Annotated in this window: 18 protein-coding genes; 15 read left to right on the top strand and 3 right to left on the bottom strand. The window is 71.1% G+C overall.

What is annotated here, in order from left to right; translation table 11 throughout:
* Nucleotide 1: 1 nt before the first annotated feature.
* Nucleotides 2–5,881, top strand: coding sequence for an isopeptide-forming domain-containing fimbrial protein (locus tag AB0G10_RS32010; RefSeq protein ID WP_360930105.1), 5,880 nt, complete (start codon nucleotides 2–4; stop codon nucleotides 5,879–5,881).
* 9 nt (nucleotides 5,882–5,890) lie between these two features.
* On the top strand, nucleotides 5,891–6,463 hold the full coding sequence (locus tag AB0G10_RS32015) for a hypothetical protein (protein ID WP_360930108.1): 573 nt from the start codon (nucleotides 5,891–5,893) through the stop codon (nucleotides 6,461–6,463).
* A 112-nt stretch (nucleotides 6,464–6,575) separates the two neighbouring features.
* Here the strand turns inward: AB0G10_RS32015 and AB0G10_RS32020 are convergent, their stop codons facing one another.
* Nucleotides 6,576–7,511: a LysR family transcriptional regulator gene (locus AB0G10_RS32020; protein ID WP_360930111.1), complete on the bottom strand. Its 936-nt coding sequence runs from the start codon at nucleotides 7,509–7,511 to the stop codon at nucleotides 6,576–6,578.
* A gap of 83 nt (nucleotides 7,512–7,594) precedes the next feature.
* Here AB0G10_RS32020 and AB0G10_RS32025 point away from each other — a divergent pair, with 83 nt between their 5' ends.
* The 10 genes from AB0G10_RS32025 to AB0G10_RS32070 all read left to right on the top strand — a co-directional run bounded on the left by AB0G10_RS32025 (nucleotide 7,595) and on the right by AB0G10_RS32070 (nucleotide 17,169).
* Nucleotides 7,595–8,410 carry an SDR family NAD(P)-dependent oxidoreductase gene (locus tag AB0G10_RS32025; protein ID WP_360930114.1) on the top strand — a complete coding sequence of 272 codons (816 nt, stop codon included), beginning with the start codon at nucleotides 7,595–7,597 and terminating at the stop codon, nucleotides 8,408–8,410.
* 32 nt (nucleotides 8,411–8,442) lie between these two features.
* Nucleotides 8,443–8,790 (top strand): HEAT repeat domain-containing protein, encoded by a 348-nt coding sequence (locus AB0G10_RS32030; protein ID WP_360930117.1) that lies wholly within the window; start codon nucleotides 8,443–8,445, stop codon nucleotides 8,788–8,790.
* A 186-nt stretch (nucleotides 8,791–8,976) separates the two neighbouring features.
* A complete protein-coding gene (locus tag AB0G10_RS32035; protein ID WP_360930120.1) occupies nucleotides 8,977–9,693 on the top strand; it encodes an ABC transporter ATP-binding protein in 717 nt (238 codons plus the stop codon).
* Complete coding sequence (locus AB0G10_RS32040; RefSeq protein ID WP_360930122.1) at nucleotides 9,693–10,421, top strand: ABC transporter permease; 729 nt, start codon at nucleotides 9,693–9,695, stop codon at nucleotides 10,419–10,421. The genes AB0G10_RS32035 and AB0G10_RS32040 overlap by 1 nt, the downstream gene beginning before the upstream one ends.
* A gap of 20 nt (nucleotides 10,422–10,441) precedes the next feature.
* The gene (locus AB0G10_RS32045; RefSeq protein ID WP_360930125.1) at nucleotides 10,442–11,503 is read left to right on the top strand and encodes a histidine kinase; all 1,062 of its coding nucleotides are present in this window, start codon (nucleotides 10,442–10,444) and stop codon (nucleotides 11,501–11,503) included.
* Nucleotides 11,500–12,105, top strand: coding sequence for a response regulator transcription factor (locus tag AB0G10_RS32050; protein WP_360930128.1), 606 nt, complete (start codon nucleotides 11,500–11,502; stop codon nucleotides 12,103–12,105). Before AB0G10_RS32045 ends, AB0G10_RS32050 begins: the two co-directional genes overlap by 4 nt.
* A 130-nt stretch (nucleotides 12,106–12,235) precedes the next feature.
* Nucleotides 12,236–14,395 (top strand): hypothetical protein, encoded by a 2,160-nt coding sequence (locus tag AB0G10_RS32055; RefSeq protein ID WP_360930129.1) that lies wholly within the window; start codon nucleotides 12,236–12,238, stop codon nucleotides 14,393–14,395.
* Between the two features lie 222 nt (nucleotides 14,396–14,617).
* The gene (locus tag AB0G10_RS32060) at nucleotides 14,618–15,040 is read left to right on the top strand and encodes a hypothetical protein (protein WP_360930132.1); all 423 of its coding nucleotides are present in this window, start codon (nucleotides 14,618–14,620) and stop codon (nucleotides 15,038–15,040) included.
* Between the two features lie 473 nt (nucleotides 15,041–15,513).
* Nucleotides 15,514–16,149 (top strand): GntR family transcriptional regulator, encoded by a 636-nt coding sequence (locus AB0G10_RS32065; RefSeq protein WP_360930135.1) that lies wholly within the window; start codon nucleotides 15,514–15,516, stop codon nucleotides 16,147–16,149.
* A gap of 9 nt (nucleotides 16,150–16,158) precedes the next feature.
* Nucleotides 16,159–17,169, top strand: coding sequence for a 1-aminocyclopropane-1-carboxylate deaminase (locus tag AB0G10_RS32070; protein WP_360930138.1), 1,011 nt, complete (start codon nucleotides 16,159–16,161; stop codon nucleotides 17,167–17,169).
* 93 nt (nucleotides 17,170–17,262) lie between these two features.
* On the opposite strand, the gene AB0G10_RS32075 is transcribed toward AB0G10_RS32070, so the two are convergent.
* Nucleotides 17,263–17,640 carry a hypothetical protein gene (locus AB0G10_RS32075; RefSeq protein WP_360930141.1) on the bottom strand — a complete coding sequence of 126 codons (378 nt, stop codon included), beginning with the start codon at nucleotides 17,638–17,640 and terminating at the stop codon, nucleotides 17,263–17,265.
* Between the two features lie 257 nt (nucleotides 17,641–17,897).
* On the opposite strand from AB0G10_RS32075, the gene AB0G10_RS32080 reads away from it, so the two are divergent.
* Complete coding sequence (locus tag AB0G10_RS32080) at nucleotides 17,898–18,587, top strand: hypothetical protein (protein WP_360930144.1); 690 nt, start codon at nucleotides 17,898–17,900, stop codon at nucleotides 18,585–18,587.
* Between the two features lie 241 nt (nucleotides 18,588–18,828).
* Here the strand turns inward: AB0G10_RS32080 and AB0G10_RS32085 are convergent, their stop codons facing one another.
* Nucleotides 18,829–19,173, bottom strand: coding sequence for a hypothetical protein (locus AB0G10_RS32085; protein ID WP_360930147.1), 345 nt, complete (start codon nucleotides 19,171–19,173; stop codon nucleotides 18,829–18,831).
* Between AB0G10_RS32085 and AB0G10_RS32090 the strand changes: the two genes are divergently transcribed.
* Together AB0G10_RS32090 and AB0G10_RS32095 are read left to right on the top strand one after the other, a co-directional pair.
* Nucleotides 19,172–19,891, top strand: a complete 720-nt coding sequence (locus AB0G10_RS32090) for a hypothetical protein (RefSeq protein ID WP_360930150.1) — start codon at nucleotides 19,172–19,174, stop codon at nucleotides 19,889–19,891. The two genes, AB0G10_RS32085 and AB0G10_RS32090, sit on opposite strands and share 2 nt — an antisense overlap.
* Nucleotides 19,892–20,054: 163 nt before the next feature.
* Nucleotides 20,055–21,497: an SGNH/GDSL hydrolase family protein gene (locus AB0G10_RS32095; protein WP_360930153.1), complete on the top strand. Its 1,443-nt coding sequence runs from the start codon at nucleotides 20,055–20,057 to the stop codon at nucleotides 21,495–21,497.
* Nucleotides 21,498–21,635: the final 138 nt, after the last annotated feature.

A 21,635-nucleotide genomic window follows, 5' to 3' on the forward strand; every position in this document is an offset into this window, starting at 1 on the left:
TGTGAAGGGTGTCGGGCGCCTCGGCGCCGCCGTGCTGCTGGGTGCGCTCTTTCTGCTGCTCCCCGCGTACGAGAGAACCGCGCCGGCCCGGGCCGCCGCGACCACCTGCCCCACACCGGTCACGATCGCGAACGGCGACTTCGAGGCCCCGGTGCTCGCCCCGAACTCGATGTCGCTGATCCCCGAGGGCGACATGCCCGGCTGGAAGACCACCGCCCCGGACCGGGTCTTCGAGCACTGGCGCGAGGTCCGGCAGGGTTTCAACGCCGGGTCCGGCAGTCAGTTCGTGGAGCTCAACGCGAACTACGTCTCCCAGCTCTACCAGGATCTGCCGACCACGCCCGGCCAGACGCTGCGCTGGGAGCTCAAGCACCGCGGCCGGCTCGGCACCGACGTGATGGCCACCAAGATCGGCCCGCCCGGCGGCACCCTCGTCCAGCAGGGTCCGCTCATCTCCGACGGCGCCGCCGCGTGGGGCACCTGGGCCGGCACCTACACGGTCCCGTCCGGGCAGACCACCACCCGGTTCGCGTTCGACTCGATCTCGGCCGCGCAGAACAAGCCGACGCACGGCAACTTCCTCGACGCCATCTCGTTCGGCAACGCGCCCTGCCTGCTCACCACCGCCGCGGTCTCGTCGGCGACCGCCAACGTCGGCGACGTGCTCACCTACACGGTCAACGCCGTGAACCAGGGCGGCAACCCGGCCAAGAACGTGATCCTCACCGACGACCTGCCGGCCGGCGTGACCTTCGTACCCGGCTCTCTCAAATCGATCACCGGGTCCGCCACGACGACGGTGTCCGACGCGGCCGACTCCGACACCGGCGAATACGACGCGGCGTCGCGCACGGTCCGGGTCCGTGCCGGGGCCGGCGCGGGCGCGAGCTCCGGCGGTCAGGTCCCGGTGGGGGAGTCGAGATCATTCAGCTATCAGGTACGGGTGACAGCGGCCGTGGCGGCGACCGTCATCAGCAACGACGCGGCCGTCCCGTACCTCGATCCGCTCAGCAACGCCACGGTCACCTCGACGTCCCCCGCGACGGCGGTCACCGTCGCGCCGGCGGCCGACCTCGCCGTCACCGCGGCCGTCTCGGCTCCCGGCACGATCGCCGGCCAGGGCGCCGCCACCGTGCTCAGCATCGTGAACAAGGGTCCGAACACGGCGGCGGCGGTGCAGGCGAGCGCCGTCGTCCCGTTCGGCATCACCGGTATCGGCGCGACCTCACCGCAGGGCACGTGCGGCGTCTCCGGATACGTGGCCACCTGCGACATACCGTCCCTCGCGGCCGGCGCGACCGCCACCATGACGATCACCGGCACGGTGATCCCGCAGGCCACCCCCGGCGTGCAGGCGACGCTCACGGCGTCGGCCGCCAGCGGCACCTACGAGATCAACCAGGCCGACAACGCCACGTCGGTGAGCTCGACCGTCGTCACGGTGACGAACCTGCGCGTGACGCAGACGTACTCGCCCTCGGTCCCGGTCGCCGGCGCGACCGTGACCTACACCGCGACCGTGACCAACCAGGGGCCGTCCACCGCCCGCGACATCGTCCTGACCGACCCGATCGCCACCGGCAGCACCTTCGTCAGCGCGAGCACCTCCGGCGGCACGTGCGCGCTCGCGGCCGCGACCCGCACCGTCGAGTGCTCGATCCCGAACACCGACCCCGGCGTGCCCCGGACCGTCACCATCGTGGTGCAGCTCGACTCCACCGGCACGGGCGCCGTCAACAACGCCGTCTCGGTCTCCTCGTCCACGCCGGAGTCCGACGTCACCGACAACAATCACTCGGTGCAGTCGGCCGGCACCGCCGAGGCCGACGTCGGCGTGCAGCTCACCATCGCGGCCAGCAGCGCGAAGCCCGGCGACACCGTCCCGTTCACGCTCACCGTCACCAACAACGGGCCGTCGGCCGCCACCAACGTCTCGTTCAACACCGTCGTGCCGGTCGGCTTCACCGTGAACCGGCCGGCCTCGCCCTTCTGCACCGCCACGGCCTGCACCTTCCCGGTGCTGTCCGCCTCCGCGGTCGTGAAGATCTCCGGCACGGTCACGGTCGGCGCCTCCGCGGCCGCCGGCACCCAGCGGTCCAGCACCACGGTCATCTCCCCGACCGCCGACCCGAACGCCGCGAACGACACCTCGGTCGTCACCTTCACCATCGAGCTTCAGGCCGACCTCACCGTCGCGCAGACGCTCACCAACGACACCGACGGCGGACGGCCGCTCATCGCCGGCCACCTGGTCAAGGGCGTCGTCACGGTCGGCAACGACGGACCCACCCGCGCCGAGGGCGTCGTGCTGCGCCAGGCCATCCCGGCCGGCCGGCCCGTCCCGGTCGCCACCCAGACCGGTGGCACCTGCGCCTTCCAGGGCAACGGCGCCCCGGGCGGCATCACCACCGACGGCGGCATCTACGTCTGCACCCGGCAGTCCCTCGCCGCCTCGGCGACCTGGACGGTCGAATTCGGCGGGGTGCTGCTCTCCCCCTCGTACGCAAGCGCGGTCTTCACCCGGACGGCGACGGTCTCGGCCAGCACGCCCGACCCGGACGCCGCCGGCAACACGGTCACCACCACCCGCGATGTCGAGCACCGCTCCGACCTGAGGATCGTGAAGACGGTCAACCCGGCCGCCGTCGTGCAGACCGACCAGGTCACCTTCACGATCCGGGTCAGCAACGCCGGGCCGTCCGACGCCGCCGACGTGCTGGTCCGCGAGGAACCCGACGCCGGCCTGGTGCTGCTCACCGGCTCGGCCAGCGCCGGCAGCTACGACACCGCCTCGATGGTCTGGACGCTGCCGCAGGTCACCGCCGGCGCGCCCGCCGAACAGCTCACCCTCACCGCCACGGCGCAGAACGCCGGCACCCTCGTCGACTGGAGCCGGGTCATCGCCTCGGGCAGCGCCGAGGTCGACCCGGGTGACAACGCCGACGCGGCGACCGTCACGGCGGCCGCCGCCGCGCCCGCCCTCCGGCTCGACGTGCTGACCACGCTCTCGTCCGGCTCCCCGATCGGCGCCGAGGCCGGCGACACCATCGCCTACCAGTACCGGCTCACCAACACCGGCAACCTGGCCCTGACGAGCATCGCGGTGAGCGGCACCCGCGGCGGCGCCGGCGTCTGCGGCGTCACCACCCTCGCCCCGGCCGCGACCGTCACCTGCGCCGCCGGCAGCTACACCGTCGACTCCGCCGACGTCGGCACCGGCCTGCCCATCAACGACGTCGTCACCGCCAGGGCGCAGGCCACCACCAACCTCGAACCCGTCCCGTACGCCCAGGTCACCGCGAGCGTCCCGGTCGTCGTGGCCCGGCCCTCGCTGGCCGCCGTGATCACGCCGGACGTCAGCGTCCCGGCCCGCCAGCACGCCGCGGCCGCCGGGGACCGCATCGACTACGCGTACGCCGTCACCAACAACGGCAACGTCGACATGGACAGCGTCGCCCTCACCGACGACACCGTCACCGGCATCACCTGCCCGCGGACCACCCTCACCATCGGCGACACGATGACCTGCACCATCCCGCCGGCGAACCGCTACACCGTCACCCCGGCCGACCTCGACCGCGGCGGGGCCGTCACGAACACCGTGAGCATCACCGGCATCCCCGACGCCACCTCGACGGTCCACACCTACGGGCCGTTCACCGCCTCGGTGACCGTCGCGCCGCCGGCCCCCGGCCTCGGCATGACCGTCACCGCCGGCCCGGCGACCGGCGCGGCCCTCGGCGACAACATCCGCTACACCTACGCCGTCGCCAACACCGGCAACGTCACCGTCACCGGCCTCGGCGTCACCGACTCGCTCGTCTCCGGCGTGACCTGCCCGCCGAGCGTCCCGGCCGGCGGCACCGTCACCTGCCTCGGCGGCCCCTACCAGGTCACCCAGGACGACATCGACGCCGACCGGCCGATCGTCAACGACGCCATCGTCACCGGCGCCGGCGTCACCCCGGGCAGCGCCGTCGCCTTCGCCGAGGACGGCGCCACGGTCGGTGTCACCGGCTCGGCGCCCACCCTCACCCTCGCCGTCACCAGCACCTTCCGGCCCGGAGGCGTGCTGGCCGGCGACCGCGTCGACGCCCAGTACCGGGTCCGCAACACCGGCAACGTCACGATGCGCGACATCACCGTGGCCGACACCCTCGCCGGGGCCGCCACCTGCCCGTACACGACCCTCGCGGTCGGCGTCTCCATGGACTGCGACGCCGGCGCCTACACCGTGACCCAGACCGACGTGGACGCCGGCACCCTGACCGGCACCGCCACGGCCGGGGGCCGCTCACCCACCCGGAGCGCCGCCACCCCGCAGGCCACCGCCGCGATCACCGTGCCGATCGCCGCCGGCACCGCCCGGCTCACCGTCACCGGCGCCGCCACCGTCACCCCCGGAAGTCACCGCAACGGCGTCGAATCCGGCGACCGCATCGCCTACACGTTCACGGTCGCCAACCCGGGCACCCTCACGATGCGCGACATCGCCGTGGCGGACACCCGCTTCGGCGCCGCCTCCTGCCCGCACGACACCCTCGCCCCGGCCGCGACGATGACCTGCACGACGCTCGCCGCCTACACCGTCACCGACACCGACGTCAGCACCGGCGCTGACGTCCGCAACCAGGTCACCGTCACCGCCCGGTCCGGCGGCCGGGACTACGGCTTCGGGCCGGTCGAGCTCGCCGTGCCCGTCCTCGTGGCCGCGCCCGCACTCTGGGTCCGCACCACCGCGACCGTGAGCCCGGCGGGTCACCACGGCGCCGCCGAGACCGGTGACACCATCGACTACTCGTACGAGGTCATCAACTCCGGGAATCGTCCGATGGCCGGCATCACGGTCGCCACCACCCGGGTCGGGCCGATCACCTGCCCGCTGGAACGGCTCGCCGTACGCGGCAGCATGACCTGCGCTTCCGGGACATATCGGGTGACCCAGAGCGACGTCGACGCGGCCGTCCCGATCGTCGACGAGGTGAGGGTGGTGGGTGAGGGGATGTCCTTCGGCCCGTTCCGGGTCAGCGTGTCCGTGGCGGAGCCGCGCCCGGCCCTGCGCCTGAGGATGTGGGCGGAGGTCACCGCCGGGACCCTCGCGGCCGCCGATCTCGGGCAGGTCGTCCGCTACCGCTATCAGGTCACCAACACCGGCACCGTGACCGTCCACGGCCTCACCGTCGAGGGCGCCCGGTGCGGCGAGACCCGCCTGTCCGTCAACGCGGCCGTCACCTGCGCCGCCGACCGCGGGTACCGGGTCACCCAGGACGACATCGACAACAGTCGGCCCCTCTCCGCCACCGCGACCGCGACCGGCACCTGGTCCACCGGCCGGACCGTCACGTCGAACACCGCCTCCGCCTCGGTGCCGGTCGCCGCCGCGAGACCCCGCCTCACCGCCGTCCAGGAGACCGAGTGGACCGACACCGACCACGACGGCCGCCTCGGCATCCGCGACGACGTCGTCTCCACCGTGACGGTCCGCAACGACGGCAACGTCACCCTCGTCAACATCCGCGTCACCGGACTGCCGTCGGCCGTGACCTGCCCGGCCACCCGGCTGGCACCCGGCGGGACCGTCGCCTGCGTCTCGGACGTCTACCACCTCACCCGGCAGGAGGTGGAGCGGGGCAGGCACACCTACCGGGTACGCGTCACCGGCGACCGCACCGCCGCGGCCGCCGATCCGGTGGAGACGACGGTGCCGTCGACGGTGGTCGTACCCGGGAAGGACAACGAACCGCGACCGGAGCACCCACCCGGCACCGTCCCGGTCACCGGCGGCTCGGCCGCCCTGCTCCTCACCGGGCTCGCCCTGATCGCCGGCGGAATCACGCTGCTGATCGCCACCCGCCGGCCGAATGTCGTACCCCGGGGCTAGCCTGCGCGCGTGGGTCGATACGAGATTCATCTGACGGTGGCCGCCGCGTCCGACGAGCTGCCGTCGCTGGCGGCCACGCACGGCATGAAATACACCCATATCCAGCTCGACCGCGGGGAGCAGCCGAGCCAGCCGATGCTGAGCCGGCTCAGCGACGGCACGCCAGCCTCCGCCGAGGCCGACGCCCGGCAGACGGCGTCGATGCTCGCGGCGCGGGGGGTGCGCGTCACCCGGCTCAAGGTGGAGGCCGCCGCCTCCGAGGCCGCCACGCTCGCCGGCCTCTATTTCGAGCACCACATCAAGCTGCTGCTTCCCCCGGATGCAGACCTTTCTCGCGTACGGGTCACCGCCGCCGCCCACGACGCACACCTCTCCCGGAATGCGAGGCGGGTGCGCGCCGACGGCGTCCAGGAGAGGTTCGTGACGCAACGCCGCCACGACGCAGGCCGCCCGGAGGCCGCCGCGGCGCTCGCCGGCCTGCTCGGCGCGCTCACCGGCGCCGGCTGGGAGGTCGCCGAGGTGGAGGAGGAGTGGGTCCTCGTCGACGACAACCCGGCCCTGGACGCCGGCTGGTTCGGGTGAGCGCCCGGCGCACGGCAGCATGACCCTGCCGGCTCGCTCTCCTGGCCGGCGGCTGGTCTTCTGGTCGGCGGCTGGTCTCTGGCCGGCTCGGCGGGATGACGCGGCGGTGGGCTCAGTGGCCGGGCCGGGACGCGCCGGGGCTGTAGGCGGCCACCAGGTGTGCCTCCTCGATCAGCGCCGCTCGGACGGCGGCGGCCGGGGCGGTGAGGTCGCCGATGCGGGCGAGTCCCATGGAGCGGCCCGGCCAGCCCGGGTCGTCCACCTCGACGCCGACGACGCCGTGCGGCAGGGCGGCCGCGGCGAGGCGCGGGACGGTGGTGACGCCGAGCCCGGCCGCCACGAAGCCGAACCGCGCGGACCAGTCGCCGAGCTCCGCGACCACCCGGGGTTCCGGAACCGTCGGCCAGGCGCCGAACTGCGGCTCACCCCGTGCGCCCCGGCCCGCGACCCAGTCCTCCCCGGCGAGGTCGGCGACCGGTACCCGCTCGGCGCCGGCCAGCCGATGCCGGCGGCCGACAGCGAGCAGGAGTGCGCCGGCGGGCAGCGGTTCGACGTCGATGCCGGTCAGATCCCAGCCGGGCAGATCCTCGCCGGACGCCAGGATCGCCAGGTCGAGGCGGCCGGCCCGCAGCCGGCGGATCTGGACCGGCGTCGACGATTCCAGGAAGTCCACCTCGATCGAGGGGTGACCGGCGCGGATCCGGGCGATCGTGCGGGGCACGAGCCCCAGGGCGGCGGCCGGGAAGCCGCCGAGCGCGACGCGGCCACCGAGCGGCGCCGGCAGGTCGTCGAGGTCGCGCTGCGCGGCGTCGTACTGGTCGAGGATGGCCGCGGCCCGGGCGGCCAGCCGCTCACCCGCCGCGGTCGGCGCGACGCCGCGCGGGCCGCGCTCGAACAACCGCGTGCCGGCCGCCGTCTCCAGCGCGGCGATCTGCTTGGACAGCGCCGACTGGGTGAACCCGAGACGCTCGGACGCCGCGGTGAGCGAACCGGTCTCGATCACCGCCCGCAGCGCCCGCAGCAGTTGGGGATGGACGTCCAGGCTCATGCCCGCAAGCATGCCATCCCGGAATACCTGCTTTGATCAACATTCGCTGGTGGCATGCTGGGTGCCGGACCAGACTCGGGTGCATGAGCAGAATCTGGTTTCTCACCGGCTCGTCGAGCGGCTTCGGACGGCTCTGGGCGGAGGCCGCCCTCGAACGCGGCGATCGTGTCGTCGCCACCGCGCGTGACGTCACGAAGCTCGCCGGCCTGACGCGGCGGTTCCCGGAGACCGCGCTGGCGCTGGAACTCGACGTCACCGACCGGGAGGGCGTCTTCGCGGCCGTCGACACCGCGGTGCGCCGGTTCGGGCGGATCGACGTGGTCGTCAACAACGCCGGCTACGGCCACTTCGGCATGGTCGAGGAGCTGACCGAGCGGGAGCTGCGCGAGCAGATGGAGACGAACTTCTTCGGCGCCGTCTGGGTCACCCAGGCCGTCCTGCCCGTGCTGCGTCGTCAGGGCGGTGGACGCCTCCTGCAGGTGACCAGCGAGGGCGGGGTGCGCGCGTACCCGGGCATCGGCGCCTACCACGCCTCCAAGTGGGCGCTCGAGGGTCTCTCCGAGTCGCTGGTCCAGGAGGTCGAGGCCTTCGGCATCCACGTCACCTGCGTCGAGCCGGGACCGTACGCCACGGACTGGCTTCGCCGGGGCGCCCGCCACAGTGCCGGGCTGCCGGCGTACGAGCAGGTCCGCACCGACACGGCGACCGAGTTCGAGGTGGGCGACCCGTACGCCACGAAACCGGCGATCCTCGCCCTCGCCGACGCCGAGGACCCGCCCCGCAGGCTCATCCTCGGCCGCCTCTTCCCCGAGATCGAGGCCATCTACGAGGAGAGGCTGCGAACCTGGCGCGACTGGCAGCCGGTGTCGGCCGAGGCCTTCGGCAACCCGGGCGAATAGTCGCTCCGCGCCGTGTCGTTCATCATCGATGAGTGAGCAAGCAGTTCGAACGCCGGATGCGGGTGATGCGCAGCCGCGACGGCGCGACCGCCGAGGAGGGTTTCCACGACCTCCTCGACCACATCGACGAGCACGTCGGTGACCTGATCGCCGAGTTCCACGCCGAGCTGGCGAAGGCCGAACCCGACCACGCCATGACGTCGTGGATGCTCGAGCTGATCGGCGAGAGCCGTTCGGAGCGGGCGCTGCCCACCCTCGTCGAACAGCTCTACTCGCTCGACGAGACGCTGAGCCGGTGGGCGGTCCGCGGCCTGGAGAAGCTGGACACCAGGGAGGCGCGGACCGAGCTATCGCCGTCATCTCGTCGGCCGCGGCGGTGATCTCGGCGAGGGCTTCGGCGTCGCCCGGGGTGTGGCTCAGGCGGGTGGCGGCTTCGGTGAGCTGTCGCCGCGGGGACGGCCGGCGCCACGCGCCACCGGAGGGCCGACCGGCCGGGACATTTGTCACGGCCGGTCGCGTATTCGCCGCTCTGCCGCCGCCGCCCGCCGATTCCTACCGTGGTGGTCATGGATGACCTGGCAGTGCGCCTCACCGGGATGACCAGGCGGTTCGGCACGGTCCGCGCCGTCGACGACCTCGACCTGGACATCGAGCGGGGGAGCGTCGTGGCTCTCGTGGGCCCGAACGGCGCCGGCAAGACCACGACGATCTCGATGATGCTGGGCCTCGCCGCGGCCGACGCCGGAACGGTGTCCCTCTTCGGCGGCACGGCGGCCGAGGCGGTCCGCGCCGGCCGGGTCGGCGCGATGCTGCAGGACGCCGGGTTCGTGGGCGGCGCCACCGTCCGGGACGTGATCGCGCTGACCCGGGCGCTGTATCCGCACCCCCTGGACACCGATCGGATCCTGGCGGCGGCCGGCCTGACCGAGCTGGCCGGCCGGCGGCTCGACAGGCTCTCCACCGGCGAGTCCCAGCGCGCCCGGTTCGCGGTGGCGCTGGCCGGCGATCCCGATCTGCTGGTGCTCGACGAGCCCACCACGGCCATGGACGTCGCGACCCGGCACGCCTTCTGGCGGGCGATCCGCGACTATGCCGGAAACGGCCACACCGTCCTGTTCAGCACCCATCAGCTGCACGAGGCCGACGAGTTCGCCGACCGCATCGTGGTGATCGCTTCCGGTCGGGTGGTCGCCGACGGTACCCCCGAGCAGATCCGCGAGCTGGCCGGGGGACAGCGGAGCCTCGACGCCGCGTTCCTCGCACTGACCGAGAAGGAGCATTAGTGCGCGCCTACCTGCGATTCGAGTTCCGCCGCCTGATCCGCGATCCCCGGATCGCGTTCTTCTCGATCATCGGGCCGGTGGCGACGTACCTGATCTTCTCGAGCTGGTCGGCGGGCGATCGCCTCGAAGGCCTGGCCGCGCCGGTCGCCGTCATGATCGGGCTGGCCTGCTACGGCGCCGTCGCGGGCGTGCTCATGATCGGCTCAGCGGTCTCCCAGGAGCGCGCGGCGGGCTGGCTGCGCCAGCTCCGCGTCACTCCGCTTCCGGCCGGGCGGGTGGTCCTGGTCAAGGCCTTGATCGGTACGTCGACCGCGCTGCCGCCGGTGGTCGCCATCGGGGTGGCCGCTCACTTCCAGCACCACGTGCAGCTGGCGCCCGGCCGATGGGCGGCCCTGCTGCTGGTGATGTGGGCCGGAACCGTCCCGTTCGCGCTGCTGGGCCTCGCGATCGGCTACGGGCTGTCCCCGCAGATCGCCATGTCGGTGAACTTCCTGGTCTTCCTGGCGCTGACCGTCCTCGGCGGTCTGCTGGCGCCGGCCGGCTACTTCCCGGACGGCCTCCGGGCGCTCGCACACACCCTGCCGACCTACCGCTACGCCGAGCTGGGCTGGCGATCGGCGGCGGGCGAGCTGCCGACCGTGACCGGCCTGGCCCTGCTCCTGGCGTGGACCGTCGTGTTCGCCCTGCTGGCGGCCGCCGCCTACCGGCGCTCGACCACCCCTCGCTGACAACCGCTACGGTGGCGATCATGGGTGGCCGTCGTCGTGGATTCACGCTCGTGGCGGCCCACACGGCGTGGCTCTGGTTCCTCCTCCCGGCCGCCGGCGCGGCGGCCGGAAACCCGGTGGCGATCGCCGGCCTGATCGTCTTCGTGCTGCTCTACCTGGCTCTGGTGGCGATCCCGGTCGCCGGCCTGCCGGTCGGCCGGGGACCGCAGCACGCCGGCCTGGCCCTGCTCGCGCTGATCGGTATCGGTCTGGCCGCCGCCTACGCCGGTGACTGGCTGACCGTTTTCCTCTATGTCTGCACCGCCGGCACGATCGGACTGTCCCACCCGTCCCGGGCGTTCGCCTGGGCAGGTGGCAGCGTCCTCGCGGTACTCGTGATCGGTGCCGCGCACCACCTGCCCGCCGGCGAGATCGCCCCGACGGCGCTGTTCACGGCCTTGGCCGGGGCGTCCAGCATCGCCTTCGTGCGCTTCGTCCGATTGGTGGAGGAGTTACGCCGTACCCAAGAGGAATTGGCCCGGACAGTGGTGGAGCGGGAGAGGCTGCGGTTCGCCCAGGACCTGCACGACCTGCTCGGGCACACGCTGTCGTTGATCGTGGTGAAGGCCGAGGTGGTGCGCCGCCTCGCGCCGTCCGACGGAGAGCGGGCGGCGGTGGAGGCGGCCGACATCGAACGGATCGGCCGGACCGCGCTGGCCGAGGTACGCGAGGCGGTCACCGGCTACCGGGCGAGCGACTTCGCCGGCGAGCTGGAGAACGCGCGCGCCGTGCTCGCCGACGCCGGCATCGCGGTGCGCGTGCGGGAGGACGGCCGGCCGGTGGACGACGCGTTCCGCTGGGTGTTGCGGGAAGGGGTGACGAACGTGCTGCGGCACAGCCGGGCGACCCGATGCGACATCATCGTGGGCACCGGCACGCTCACCATCGCGGACGACGGGGTGGGCGGTGCCGGTGCCGATTTCACCGGGCCGGGCAACGGTCTGCGGGGTCTCACCGAACGTCTCTCCGCGGCGGGCGGCACGCTCGTCGCCGGACCGTCCGCGGGCGGAGGCTGGGAATTGACAGCGAGGATCCCCGCATGATCAGGCTGCTGCTCGCCGAGGACCAGGGCATGATGCGCGGCGCCCTGGCCCTGCTGCTGAATCTCGAACCCGACATCGAGGTGGTGGCCGAGGCCGCGACGACGGCCTCCGCGGTCGCCCTGGCCCGGCGGACCCGCCCCGACGTGGCACTGCTCGACATCGAGATGCCGGACGGCAGCGGCCTGGACACGGCGGCGCTCCTTCGTGACGAGCTCCCGGAGTGCCGGGTCCTGATCCTCACCACCTTCGGCCGCCCCGGCTATCTGCGCCGCGCCATGGAGGCCGGAGCCGCCGGTTTCCTGGTCAAGGACGGCCCGGTCGAGGAGTTGGCGGCGGCGATCCGCCGGGTCCTCGCCGGGGAGCGCGTCATCGACCCGGCCCTCGCCGCGGCGGCCCTGTCGGCGGGCCCGAATCCGCTGACCGACCGGGAACGCGACGTCCTCGCCGCCGGAGTCGGCGGCGCCACGGTCGCGGACATCGCGGCGGAGCTGCACCTGTCGGAGAGCACGGTCCGCAACTACCTCTCCGCCGCGATCGGCAAGACCGGCGCCCGCAACCGCATCGAGGCGGCGCACCGGGCGAGGTCGCACGGCTGGATTTAATGGCGTGCGTTCCGGTGATCGGCTTCGTAGGCTCTGAGGCAGAGGCCTAGTCCGGGCATACTTCGACAAACTTCCTGTAAAGAACCCAGCCCGGGCACTTTCCTCACTCTGTTCCTTCTTTCCGGGGGCCATGGTGGACGCGCTGGACCGCATCGGATTCGACCGCCTCGGACTGGTCGCCACCCCCGGGACCCCGGCGACCCGCGAGATCTCCGCGCCGCTGCTGGCCGAATTCGCCCACATCGGCGTCCGGTTCACCAACCCCGAGGAGATCACCGACGGCCTCGCCGGTCCGCACCGCGACCTGATCGCGCACATCCGGGCGAAGCGCGGCGACAAGGGCACCTACGCGCCCCTGTTCCGAGGCTTCCCCGAGATGCTGCCGGCGTTCGACGACGCCGCCCTGCGCTTCGCCCTGGCCCGCGTCTGCATGATCTGCGAGGGCCTCGACTGGGAGAAGGCGCTCGACTTCAGCCGCTACGAGTGGTGGCCGGCGTCCTCGATCCCGCAGGACGCCGAGCGCGCCGAGGCCGACCGCCGCGCGCAGGAGATGCTGCCCGGCGACGGCCGCATCGAGTGGATCAGTGCGCGCCTGGTGGATTCGGCCACTTTGGAGGATCGGCTGCGCGCCTGGATGCGGGACTGTTTCAGCAGCGCCGCGTCGCTGCGCGAGGACGTCCGGGCCGACCTCGAGGTGCTCGTCGGACGCCTCGGCGCCGACGGTGTCGAGATGAGCGAGGTCCGCTTCCGGGAGAACCGCACCCTGCTCCTCGAACTGCTCTGGCAGCACGACCGCAAGCGCCTGCCGTACACCGACGCCACCCCCGACGACCTGCTGCGCCTGTTCGCGAAGCTGACCGGCGGCGACGTCAGCCTCCACGAGCCGATCACCTACCCGCGCCTGTCCCGCGCCGACCGCCGTGTCGTGGTCGACACGCTCGAGGCGAGCGGCCGGCTCGGCGACGTCTTCCGCCGCCGCGGCCTCTGGCTGGCGATCGACCGCGGGCTGCACACCGGCGAGTTCCGCGCGCCGCGCGTGCACGACACGTTCGCGATGCTGCGCGCGAGCCGGCACGACTACACCTCGTTCCCGTCCCGGTTCGAGCGCATCCTGGCCCGCGATCACAGCGCCGCGGTCCGGCTCGCCGCCGCCGAGGCGCCCGGGCTGCTCGCCCGCAGCCTGCGCCGGCTGGCCGCGCTCGCCACGACCGGCGACCAGCGTGGTGTGCTGATCGAGGCCCTGCTGGAGGCCTCCGAGCGGATCCCGCTGCGGGTGCTGCTGGCGGCGCGGGCGCAGCTGTCCGACAACGGCCGGTCGTACCCTCGGGTGGTCTTCGGCAAGGACGGCTCGGCGCTGCCCATCGTGCGCGAGCCGGGCCACCTCGCCGTGTCGAAGGACTTCCGCGCGGCGCTGCTCGACGCCATCGGCACGGCGGTCGACGTCCAGATCGCGGCGAAGGGCGACTGGTCGGGCGAGACCGTCCACATCGAGCCCGGCCTCGATCGCCTCCTGGTACCGGATCAGCTGCGATCGACGGCGCAGGGGCTCGTGCAGGTCGAGCGGGGTAGCCGCCTGCCGCTCGGTGTCGCTCAGGTCGTGCGGCTCTTCGTGCACTGGCGCGAGGCCGGCGTGACCAGCGACCTCGATCTGTCGTGCATCGCGCTCGACTCGTCCTTCGCGATCAAGAACCAGGTCTCCTGGACCAACCTCTCCGACCACATCATGACCCACTCCGGCGACCTCACCTCGGCGCCCGGCGGTGCCCAGGAGTTCCTCGACATCGACATGGCCAAGGCGATCCGAATCGGTCGCAAGCGGGGCTGGCGCTACCTCGTACCGGTGATCTTCCGCTATGCCGGCCCGACCTTCGACGACCTGGCCGAGGCCTACACCGGCTGGATGCTCCGCGACGACGCCTCCTCCCGTCACCGCACCTTCGACCCGGCGACGGTGGTCAATGCCTTCCCGCTCTCGGGTCGCAAGCGCTACGCCGTACCCATGCTCCTCGACCTGGAATCAAACGAGATCGTCTACGTAGACGTCTACCTGAGCGCCCGGCCCCGGGCCCGCGTCGAACAGGACGGCCGAGACATCGCCACCCTGGTCTCCGCGGTGACGGCCCGAGCCGGCACGAAGCTCGACGTGGCCGGGCTGGCGTCCCTGCACGCCCACGCCCGAGGAGCAGAGCTGGTCCCCACCCGATCAGACGCGACGATCACTTTCGGAACGTCGGCGGGCGACACCTACGACGCTCTCCATCCCGAGAAGCTCCTGGCCGATCTCCTTTGAAGCCCTATTTCGTACGAAGGTCGTCGCCCGCCCCCGACCGCACCACAACCGGCCCGCCCCCACAAACCCTGCGGCCCCTTCCCGCCGGCGCTTCCAGCCGCCGGCCCCGGCGCACCGTCACCCGCCCCGAGGTCTCCGACCACGGGGCGGAGCGGCGCGCCCGCTTTGCGCGCCAGCGAGCGCGGGCCCGGGGGTCTGGGGGGTCGCACATCTGCTCGTACAGTGATCGACGACCATGCAGGCGATCGACTCCTGGAGCGACTGATCAGGGCGTTGGCGGCACAGGTTGCCGCCTCGCCGAGTCCCGTGCTCGCGCCGGGTGCCGTCGCAGCGTTGGGCGGTTTGAGCAGAGCCGAGGCGCGCACGTTCTATGGTGCCGCCGGTCACCGTGTGCACTACGAGACGGACACCGAAGGCATCGCGACGCTCATCGATCTCGTTTCGGCTGCCCACCGCTTCGCGGCCGACCCGGATACCGCTATCCGCCCGGGCGATGCCGTACACGTCGCCGATGTTTCACCGCGTGAACCAGACTGGTTCTACACCGTCCGCTTCGTAGGAGACGACGGCACGGTCGATGTACAGCCAGAACTACGATGGAATACCTCATCGAGACGGTGCCCACGACCGCGTTGGTTCCGGTGACGGCTCAAGGGGGATGACGGCTTGATCAGCCACCCGGATCTGCCGCTGTGATGGCGATCCGGACCTCCCTTCAGATCTGCTTCTCGTCCCATGCCTTCTCGTCGAGGGCCGCGCCGACGATGGCGCTGAGGGCTGCCGGCGACCGACCGCAGCACCCTCTCAATCCGCCGCCGCAGACTCAACCCTCATCGCGCGCTCGGCCATCGCACCGCGCTCGCCCGTTTTGTCCCGCATTGCCCATCACCGCGCTGGCTTGGCTCACTGCGCGGGCTTGGCTCACTGCGCGGGCTTGGCTCACCGCGCGGCTCGGCTCACCGCGCTGGCCGGACTGACCGCGCCGGTCTCGCTCACCCGCGCAATTTGCTTGATCCCTTCGGCATCAGCCTAGTTTCCTAGGACGCCCACGCGGAGGCTGGGAACCGGCACACCGGCCGCCTTGTGAACGACCACACCTGATATCTAACATTTCAGTTGTGGAGACCATCGGACGGCATCTGCTCCGGGACGCGGCCTACGGACGTCTGCGCGGCGCCATCGTCGACGGCACTCTTGCGCCGGGCACCGCTCTCAAGCCCGACGAGCTCGCCGAACAGCTCGGCCTCTCGCGCGCGCCGATCCGGGACGCTCTTGCGCGCCTGGCGGGGGAGGGGCTCGTCGAGACGAAGCCGCAGAGCTACACGCGTGTCACCGAGGTGATCGCGAAGGAGGTCGAGGACGCGGCGGCGGTGCTGGGGGCGATGCACGGGCTCGCCGTACAGAATGTCGCTCTCAGAATGACCACTGATCAGCTGGAACGCATGCGGGAAGCCAATGCCCGATTCGCCGGGGCCGTTGCTCGGAGGGACGTCGACGCCGCTCTCGCCGCCGATGACGAAGTGCACGCGATCCCGCTGGCTGCTTACGGAAATGCCGCGGCCTCCGCGACCGTCGATAGATACACCCCAATGGTACGAAGGGCCGAGCGTCTCCTGTTCACGTCGCCTCAGGCGTCCCGTTCCGTGCGTCTGCACGAGGACCTCATCGAAGCCCTGGCCGCGCGCGACGAAGCGCGGGCCGTCGATGTGAATTCGACGATCTGGGGCCATCTGCACCACAGCGTCGACCTTTAAGGAGCCGTCATGCCCCTCGCCGATTTTCCCCGCCACCCGCTGCTTTTCGGGCCGTCGCCGGTGCACCGTCTCGACCGGCTGACCAGGCATCTCGGTGGTGCGGCCGTCTGGGCGAAGCGGGAGGACGTCAATTCCGGGATCGCGTACGGCGGCAACAAGACGCGCAAACTGGAATATCTCGTGGCGGACGCGTTGGCGCAGGGCGCGGACACCCTCGTTTCGATCGGCGGCGTGCAGTCGAATCACACGCGGCAGGTGGCCGCCGTGGCCGCCGCGACCGGGCTGAAATGCGTACTCGTGCAGGAGAGTTGGGTCGAGTGGCCGGACGCCGTCTACGACAAGGTCGGCAACATTCTCATCAGCCGGCTCGCCGGGGCGGATGTGCGGCTGGTCAAGGCCGGATTCGGGATCGGATTCAAGGAGAGCTGGGACGCCGCGATCGCCGACGTGAAAAGCAGCGGGGGTACGCCGTACGCCATTCCGGCCGGTGCCTCGGACCACAGGCTCGGCGGTCTCGGATTCGCGGGCTGGGCGTACGAGGTGATCGAGCAGGAGCGGGAGCTCGGCGTCTTCTTCGACACGATCATCGTGTGTTCGGTGACCGGGAGTACGCAGGCCGGGATGATCGCCGGGTTCGCGGCGGCGGGTGGCCGTCCGCGGCGGGTGATCGGGATCGACGGTTCGGCGAAGCCGGCCGAGACGCGGGAGCAGGTGGCGCGGATCGCGCGGGCCACGGCAACGCTGATCGGGGTGGAGCGGGAGCTCACCGAGGAGGAGATCGTCCTGGACGACCGGTATCACGCCGGCGTCTACGGCATCCCGGACGAGACGACGCTCGACGCGATGCGGCTGGCGGCCCGGACCGAGGGAATGGTGACCGATCCTGTCTATGAGGGCAAGTCGATGGCCGGACTCGTCGACCTGGTCGGCCGGGGTGAGATCGGCAGGGACTCCACAGTTCTCTACGCGCACCTCGGCGGGCAGCCGGCGCTCAACGCGTACGCGGGCCTGTCCTTCTGAGAACGGAGCGCGCCGCGCGGCAGAAAGGCCGCGCGGCGCCGTGGCCTGCGAAAACGGCCCCTCACTCTCAGGCCTGCGACAAGCGGGGCCGGGTCACTGACTCCACATGACCTCGACGCGCGTGGGGTCGTCGCGGTCGACGATGCAGCTGAACTGGGCGCCGGGCTTGGCCTTCTCGGCCTGGACCGAGGTGAGCGGGTTGCGGATTGTCACCTTGTGCTCCGGAGAGTTGCCATACGGCTGCACCGTGATCTCGATCAGATAGATGTGGTCGCCCTCGAGGATTGTGTTGGTGTCCGAGATTGATCGGACGGTGGCGTGACAGGGGCGGGCGTTGATGGTGTCCTCTTCGACCGTCGGGTCGGTGTCCATGACCCTGCTGGCGAGCCAGGTGATCGCGCCGACGACACCGAGCGTCAGCACGACGATGCTGAGGGGGAGCATCCAGCCCAGGTAACGCCGTCGCCTCATGCACTTTCTCCCCGGTTTCCTACCAGCCTTTTTGCAGCTTTCCGTCCGCTCGGCAGGCCTGGTTTTTTGCAGCGTTTCGTCCGCCTTGGCAGGCCTGCCGGACGGGTTGGCTGGAGCGTAGCCGGGTTTCCTGGAGGAAACCTTCGCGTTGCGCCGGGGTGCTATGGGGCCTATCTTCGAAGCTCGATGTGCATCGATGCGTTCGTGGAGTCGAAGCGATTCGACTCCGCATCCCCGACGACGCTTTGGAGCAGCACATGCGCCTCCTGAAAATGTCCCTGTCCGCGCTGGTGGCGGCCCTGTTGATCGCGGTCGGGCAGGCCCCCGCCCAGGCCGCGGTGTGGGGCTCGTCCGACCAATGGGCGACCTGGAACAACGGCGGCTACACCCTCTACAACAACATCTGGGGCAGTGGCGCCGGCCCGCAGAGCATCTGGGCGAACTCGTCCTCGAACTGGGGCGTGTGGGCGAATCACCCGAATACCGGCGGCGTGAAGTCGTATCCCAATGCGAGCAAGAGCGTGAACATCCGGCTCAGCGCGCTGCGCTCGGCGACCAGCAGTTTCAACGTGACCGTGCCGTCGGGTGGCTCGTATGCGACCGCCTACGACATCTGGGCGAACGGGCACACGTACGAGATCATGCTGTGGATGAACAAGGCCGGGGCGGTCGGGCCGCTGGGCTCGTTCCAGACGACGGCCACGGTCGGCGGGCACACCTGGAACGTCTACAACGGTTCGAACGGGTCGAACGCCGTGTTCTCGTTCGTGCGGACCAGCAATACGAGTGCCGGGACCGTGGACATCCGGGCGGTGCTCAACTGGATCCGGGCGCGTGGATGGTACGGCGACGTCACACTCAGCACGATCCAGTTCGGCTACGAGATCACGTCGTCCAGTGGCGGGCTCAATTTCGTCACGAACAGTTACTCGGCTTCGGCTTCCTGATCGGTTGTCGGCCGCCCTTGTCCTGATCGGTTGTCGGTCGTCCTTGTCCTGATCGGTTGTCGGTCGTCCTTGTCCGGCTCGGGTTCGGATGCCCTTGTCCGGCTGGCGTTCCATGCCTGTCGGACAAGGGCGGCACAGGGCATTCATAGATACCGCTGTTCTGATGGTTCTCCGGCAATCGGCACATTGCGGAGGGACCTGTGACTTCATCGGAACGGACCTATCAGGGTCGGCGCCTGCCTCACCAGGACGAGGAGGTGTTCGACCAGGGGCTCGGATTCGACATCGGCACCCTTCTCGGCCGGCGGCAGGTGTTGCGGGCGTTCGGCATCGGCGCGGCGGCGCTGGGGTTGGCGGCGTGCAGCAGTGAGTCGTCCTCCTCGTCGGATGCTCCCTCGTCGTCCTCCTCGGGCTCCTCCTCGTCGGGCTCTTCGTCGTCGTCAGGGGAGATTCCGGACGAGACGGCGGGCCCGTATCCGGGTGACGGCTCGAACGGGCCTGACGTGCTGGAGGAGAGCGGGATCGTCCGCAGCGACATCCGGTCCAGTTTCGGCGACTCGTCGACGACCGCTGAGGGCGTACCCATGACCCTCGAACTGGAAATCAAGGACCTTGCCAATGGGGGTGCGGCGTTCGCCGGGGTGGCGGTCTACGTGTGGCACTGTGACCGGTCCGGTGGCTACTCGATGTACTCCGACGGCCTCACCGGGGAGAACTACCTGCGTGGCGTGCAGATCGCCGACGACGCGGGCAAGGTGAAGTTCACCAGCGTCTTCCCGGCCTGCTACACCGGGCGGTGGCCGCACATCCATTTCGAGGTGTACCCCTCCGAGGCCGACATCACCGACTCCACGAAGGCGATCGCCACCTCTCAGGTGGCGCTGCCGAAGGACACCTGCGACGTGGTCTACAAGGAGTCCGGCTACGAGGCGTCGGTCTCCAACCTGTCCCAGGTGACCCTCGCGAGTGACAACGTCTTCGGCGACGACGGTGGAGCCAGTCAGCTCGGGACCGTGACGGGCGATGTGAGCAGCGGTTATGCGGTTCTCCTCTCGGTAGGTGTCGACACTCGCACGACTCCGACGGCCGGAGCCGCCCCGGCCGGCGGCGGTGCCCCGGCAGGCGGTGACGGCATGCCGTCGGGCGCTCCCGGCGGCGCCATGCCGTCAGGTGCTCCCGGCGGTGGCCCGGGTGGGACGCCGCCCTCCGGCGCTCCGGGCGGTGGCCCGGGTGGAACGCCGCCCTCCGGCGCTCCCGCCGGTGGCCCGGCTGGAACGCCGCCGTCGGGAGCGCCGGCCGCCTGATCGTTGCGCTGACCGTTTTCGAATATGTAGGCGCCGCGTGGAGACCGTTTCCGCGCGGCGCTCGGCGCTTTCCCGGATGTCACTGGCGGTATTGACATCTGTCACTGTAAGGAGTCCTCTGGCGGGTGGCATTTTCGGCCATCGAAGTTGCGGAGGTGCACTCATGCGGCGGCTCAACACCCTGCTCGCCACGGCAGTGGTCACGACGTTGGCTCTCACCGGCCCGGCCGGCGCCACCGGTGGCGGCGAGACGTCCTGGGTAGGCACCTGGAGCACGGCGGTCACCGGCCCAGCGCTTCCGCCACAGCCCCAGACGGTCTTCGCCGACCAGACGTTGCGGCAGATCGTGCACGTCAGCACGGCCGGCAGCCAGCTGCGCGTGCGGCTCTCCAACGAGTACGGCACCGAGCCCTTCGTCATCGGCGAAGCCCGCATCGCCCGCCGTCCCACCGGCGCCACCGGCTCGCAGATCGTGCCCGGCACCGACCGCGCCCTGAGCTTCGGCGGCCGCGGCTCGACCTCGATCCCACCCGGCGCGCCGACCCTGAGCGACCCGGTCAAGCTCTCCGTCCCGGCCCTGTCCGACCTGGCGATCAGCATCTACCTCCCCGGCCGCACCCCGGCGGCGACGGTTCACGGCTCGGCTTTCCAGCGCAACTTCATCGCGGCCGGCAACGTCACCCGCTCAGCAGAACTGACCGGCGCGACCGAGACGACCTCATATCACTTCCTCTCCGGCGTAAGTGTCACCTCCTCCCACTCTTCCTCCGCCGGCTTGTCTGCCGGTGATTTGTCCTCTGGTGCCTCGTCCTCCGGTGGCTCGTCGTCCGGGGCCTCGTCCTCCGGTGGCTCGTCGTCCGAGTCCTCGTCCTCCGGTGGCTCGGGCGCTGGTGGCTCGGGCGCCGTCGTGGCGTTCGGCGACTCGATCACCGACGGCGCGATCACCACGATCGACGCGAACCACCGCTGGCCCGACTTCCTGGCCCGGCGGCTGCAGGCCGACCGCAAGCTGCGCAGCCTCGGCGTACTCAACAAGGGCATCGGCGGCAACCGTCTGCTGCACGACGGCAACACCCTCGAAGGCACCTCGTTCGCCGGCCTCGGCCCGCTGTTCGGCGACAGCGCACTGAGCCGCTTCGACCGGGATGTGGCCGCCCAGCCCGGTGCCCGTTACGTAGTCGTCCTCCTCGGCATCAACGACATCGGCCAGCCCGGCTCCACGTCACCGGAATCCGAAGCGGTCACGGTCGACGAACTGATCGGCGCATACCGTCAGCTGATCTCCCGTGCCCACGAGCGTGGCCTGCTCATCTACGGCGCCACGCTGACGCCCTTCCAGGACACGACGATCCCCGGCTACTACAGCGCGGCCAACGAGCAGAAGCGCCAAGCCGTGAACCGCTGGATCCGCACGAGCGGCGAGTGGGACGCGGTGATCGACTTCGACCGCGCGGTGCGCGACCCGGGCCAGCCGCTGCGCATGCTGCCCGCATATGACAGCGGCGATCACCTGCACCCCAACGACGCAGGCATGAGCGCCATGGCCGACGCGATTCCGCTGCGGCTTTTCAGCCGCAAGACCTCATCTCTACACGCCGGAGCCTGACAGCCCCGCCCGTCACCCCGAATCGACGCCGCGCAGCCTGGTCTGTGCGGCGTCGCTCTGTCCTGCCATGACCGTCTCCTCTCGTTGTCGCGGCCTTTCCTTCTGCACCCATCTTCCTCCGGCGAGGCCCGAGATGCT

Source organism: Actinoplanes sp. NPDC023714 (assembly GCF_040639855.1).
In the GTDB taxonomy this organism is placed as follows: domain Bacteria; phylum Actinomycetota; class Actinomycetes; order Mycobacteriales; family Micromonosporaceae; genus Actinoplanes.

What these genes read in the sequence shown, in the direction of transcription:
- AB0G10_RS32070 (WP_360930138.1), top strand. Translation starts at nt 16,159, where the DNA reads ATGCCCCTCGCCGATTTTCCCCGCCACCCGCTGCTTTTCGGGCCGTCG.
- AB0G10_RS32020 (WP_360930111.1), bottom strand. Translation starts at nt 7,511, where the DNA reads ATGAGCCTGGACGTCCATCCCCAACTGCTGCGGGCGCTGCGGGCGGTG.
- AB0G10_RS32095 (WP_360930153.1), top strand. Translation starts at nt 20,055, where the DNA reads ATGCGGCGGCTCAACACCCTGCTCGCCACGGCAGTGGTCACGACGTTG.
- AB0G10_RS32045 (WP_360930125.1), top strand. Translation starts at nt 10,442, where the DNA reads ATGGGTGGCCGTCGTCGTGGATTCACGCTCGTGGCGGCCCACACGGCG.
- AB0G10_RS32050 (WP_360930128.1), top strand. Translation starts at nt 11,500, where the DNA reads ATGATCAGGCTGCTGCTCGCCGAGGACCAGGGCATGATGCGCGGCGCC.
- AB0G10_RS32075 (WP_360930141.1), bottom strand. Translation starts at nt 17,640, where the DNA reads ATGAGGCGACGGCGTTACCTGGGCTGGATGCTCCCCCTCAGCATCGTC.
- AB0G10_RS32090 (WP_360930150.1), top strand. Translation starts at nt 19,172, where the DNA reads ATGACCCTCGAACTGGAAATCAAGGACCTTGCCAATGGGGGTGCGGCG.
- AB0G10_RS32085 (WP_360930147.1), bottom strand. Translation starts at nt 19,173, where the DNA reads ATGGGTACGCCCTCAGCGGTCGTCGACGAGTCGCCGAAACTGGACCGG.
- AB0G10_RS32080 (WP_360930144.1), top strand. Translation starts at nt 17,898, where the DNA reads ATGCGCCTCCTGAAAATGTCCCTGTCCGCGCTGGTGGCGGCCCTGTTG.
- AB0G10_RS32055 (WP_360930129.1), top strand. Translation starts at nt 12,236, where the DNA reads ATGGTGGACGCGCTGGACCGCATCGGATTCGACCGCCTCGGACTGGTC.
- AB0G10_RS32025 (WP_360930114.1), top strand. Translation starts at nt 7,595, where the DNA reads ATGAGCAGAATCTGGTTTCTCACCGGCTCGTCGAGCGGCTTCGGACGG.
- AB0G10_RS32035 (WP_360930120.1), top strand. Translation starts at nt 8,977, where the DNA reads ATGGATGACCTGGCAGTGCGCCTCACCGGGATGACCAGGCGGTTCGGC.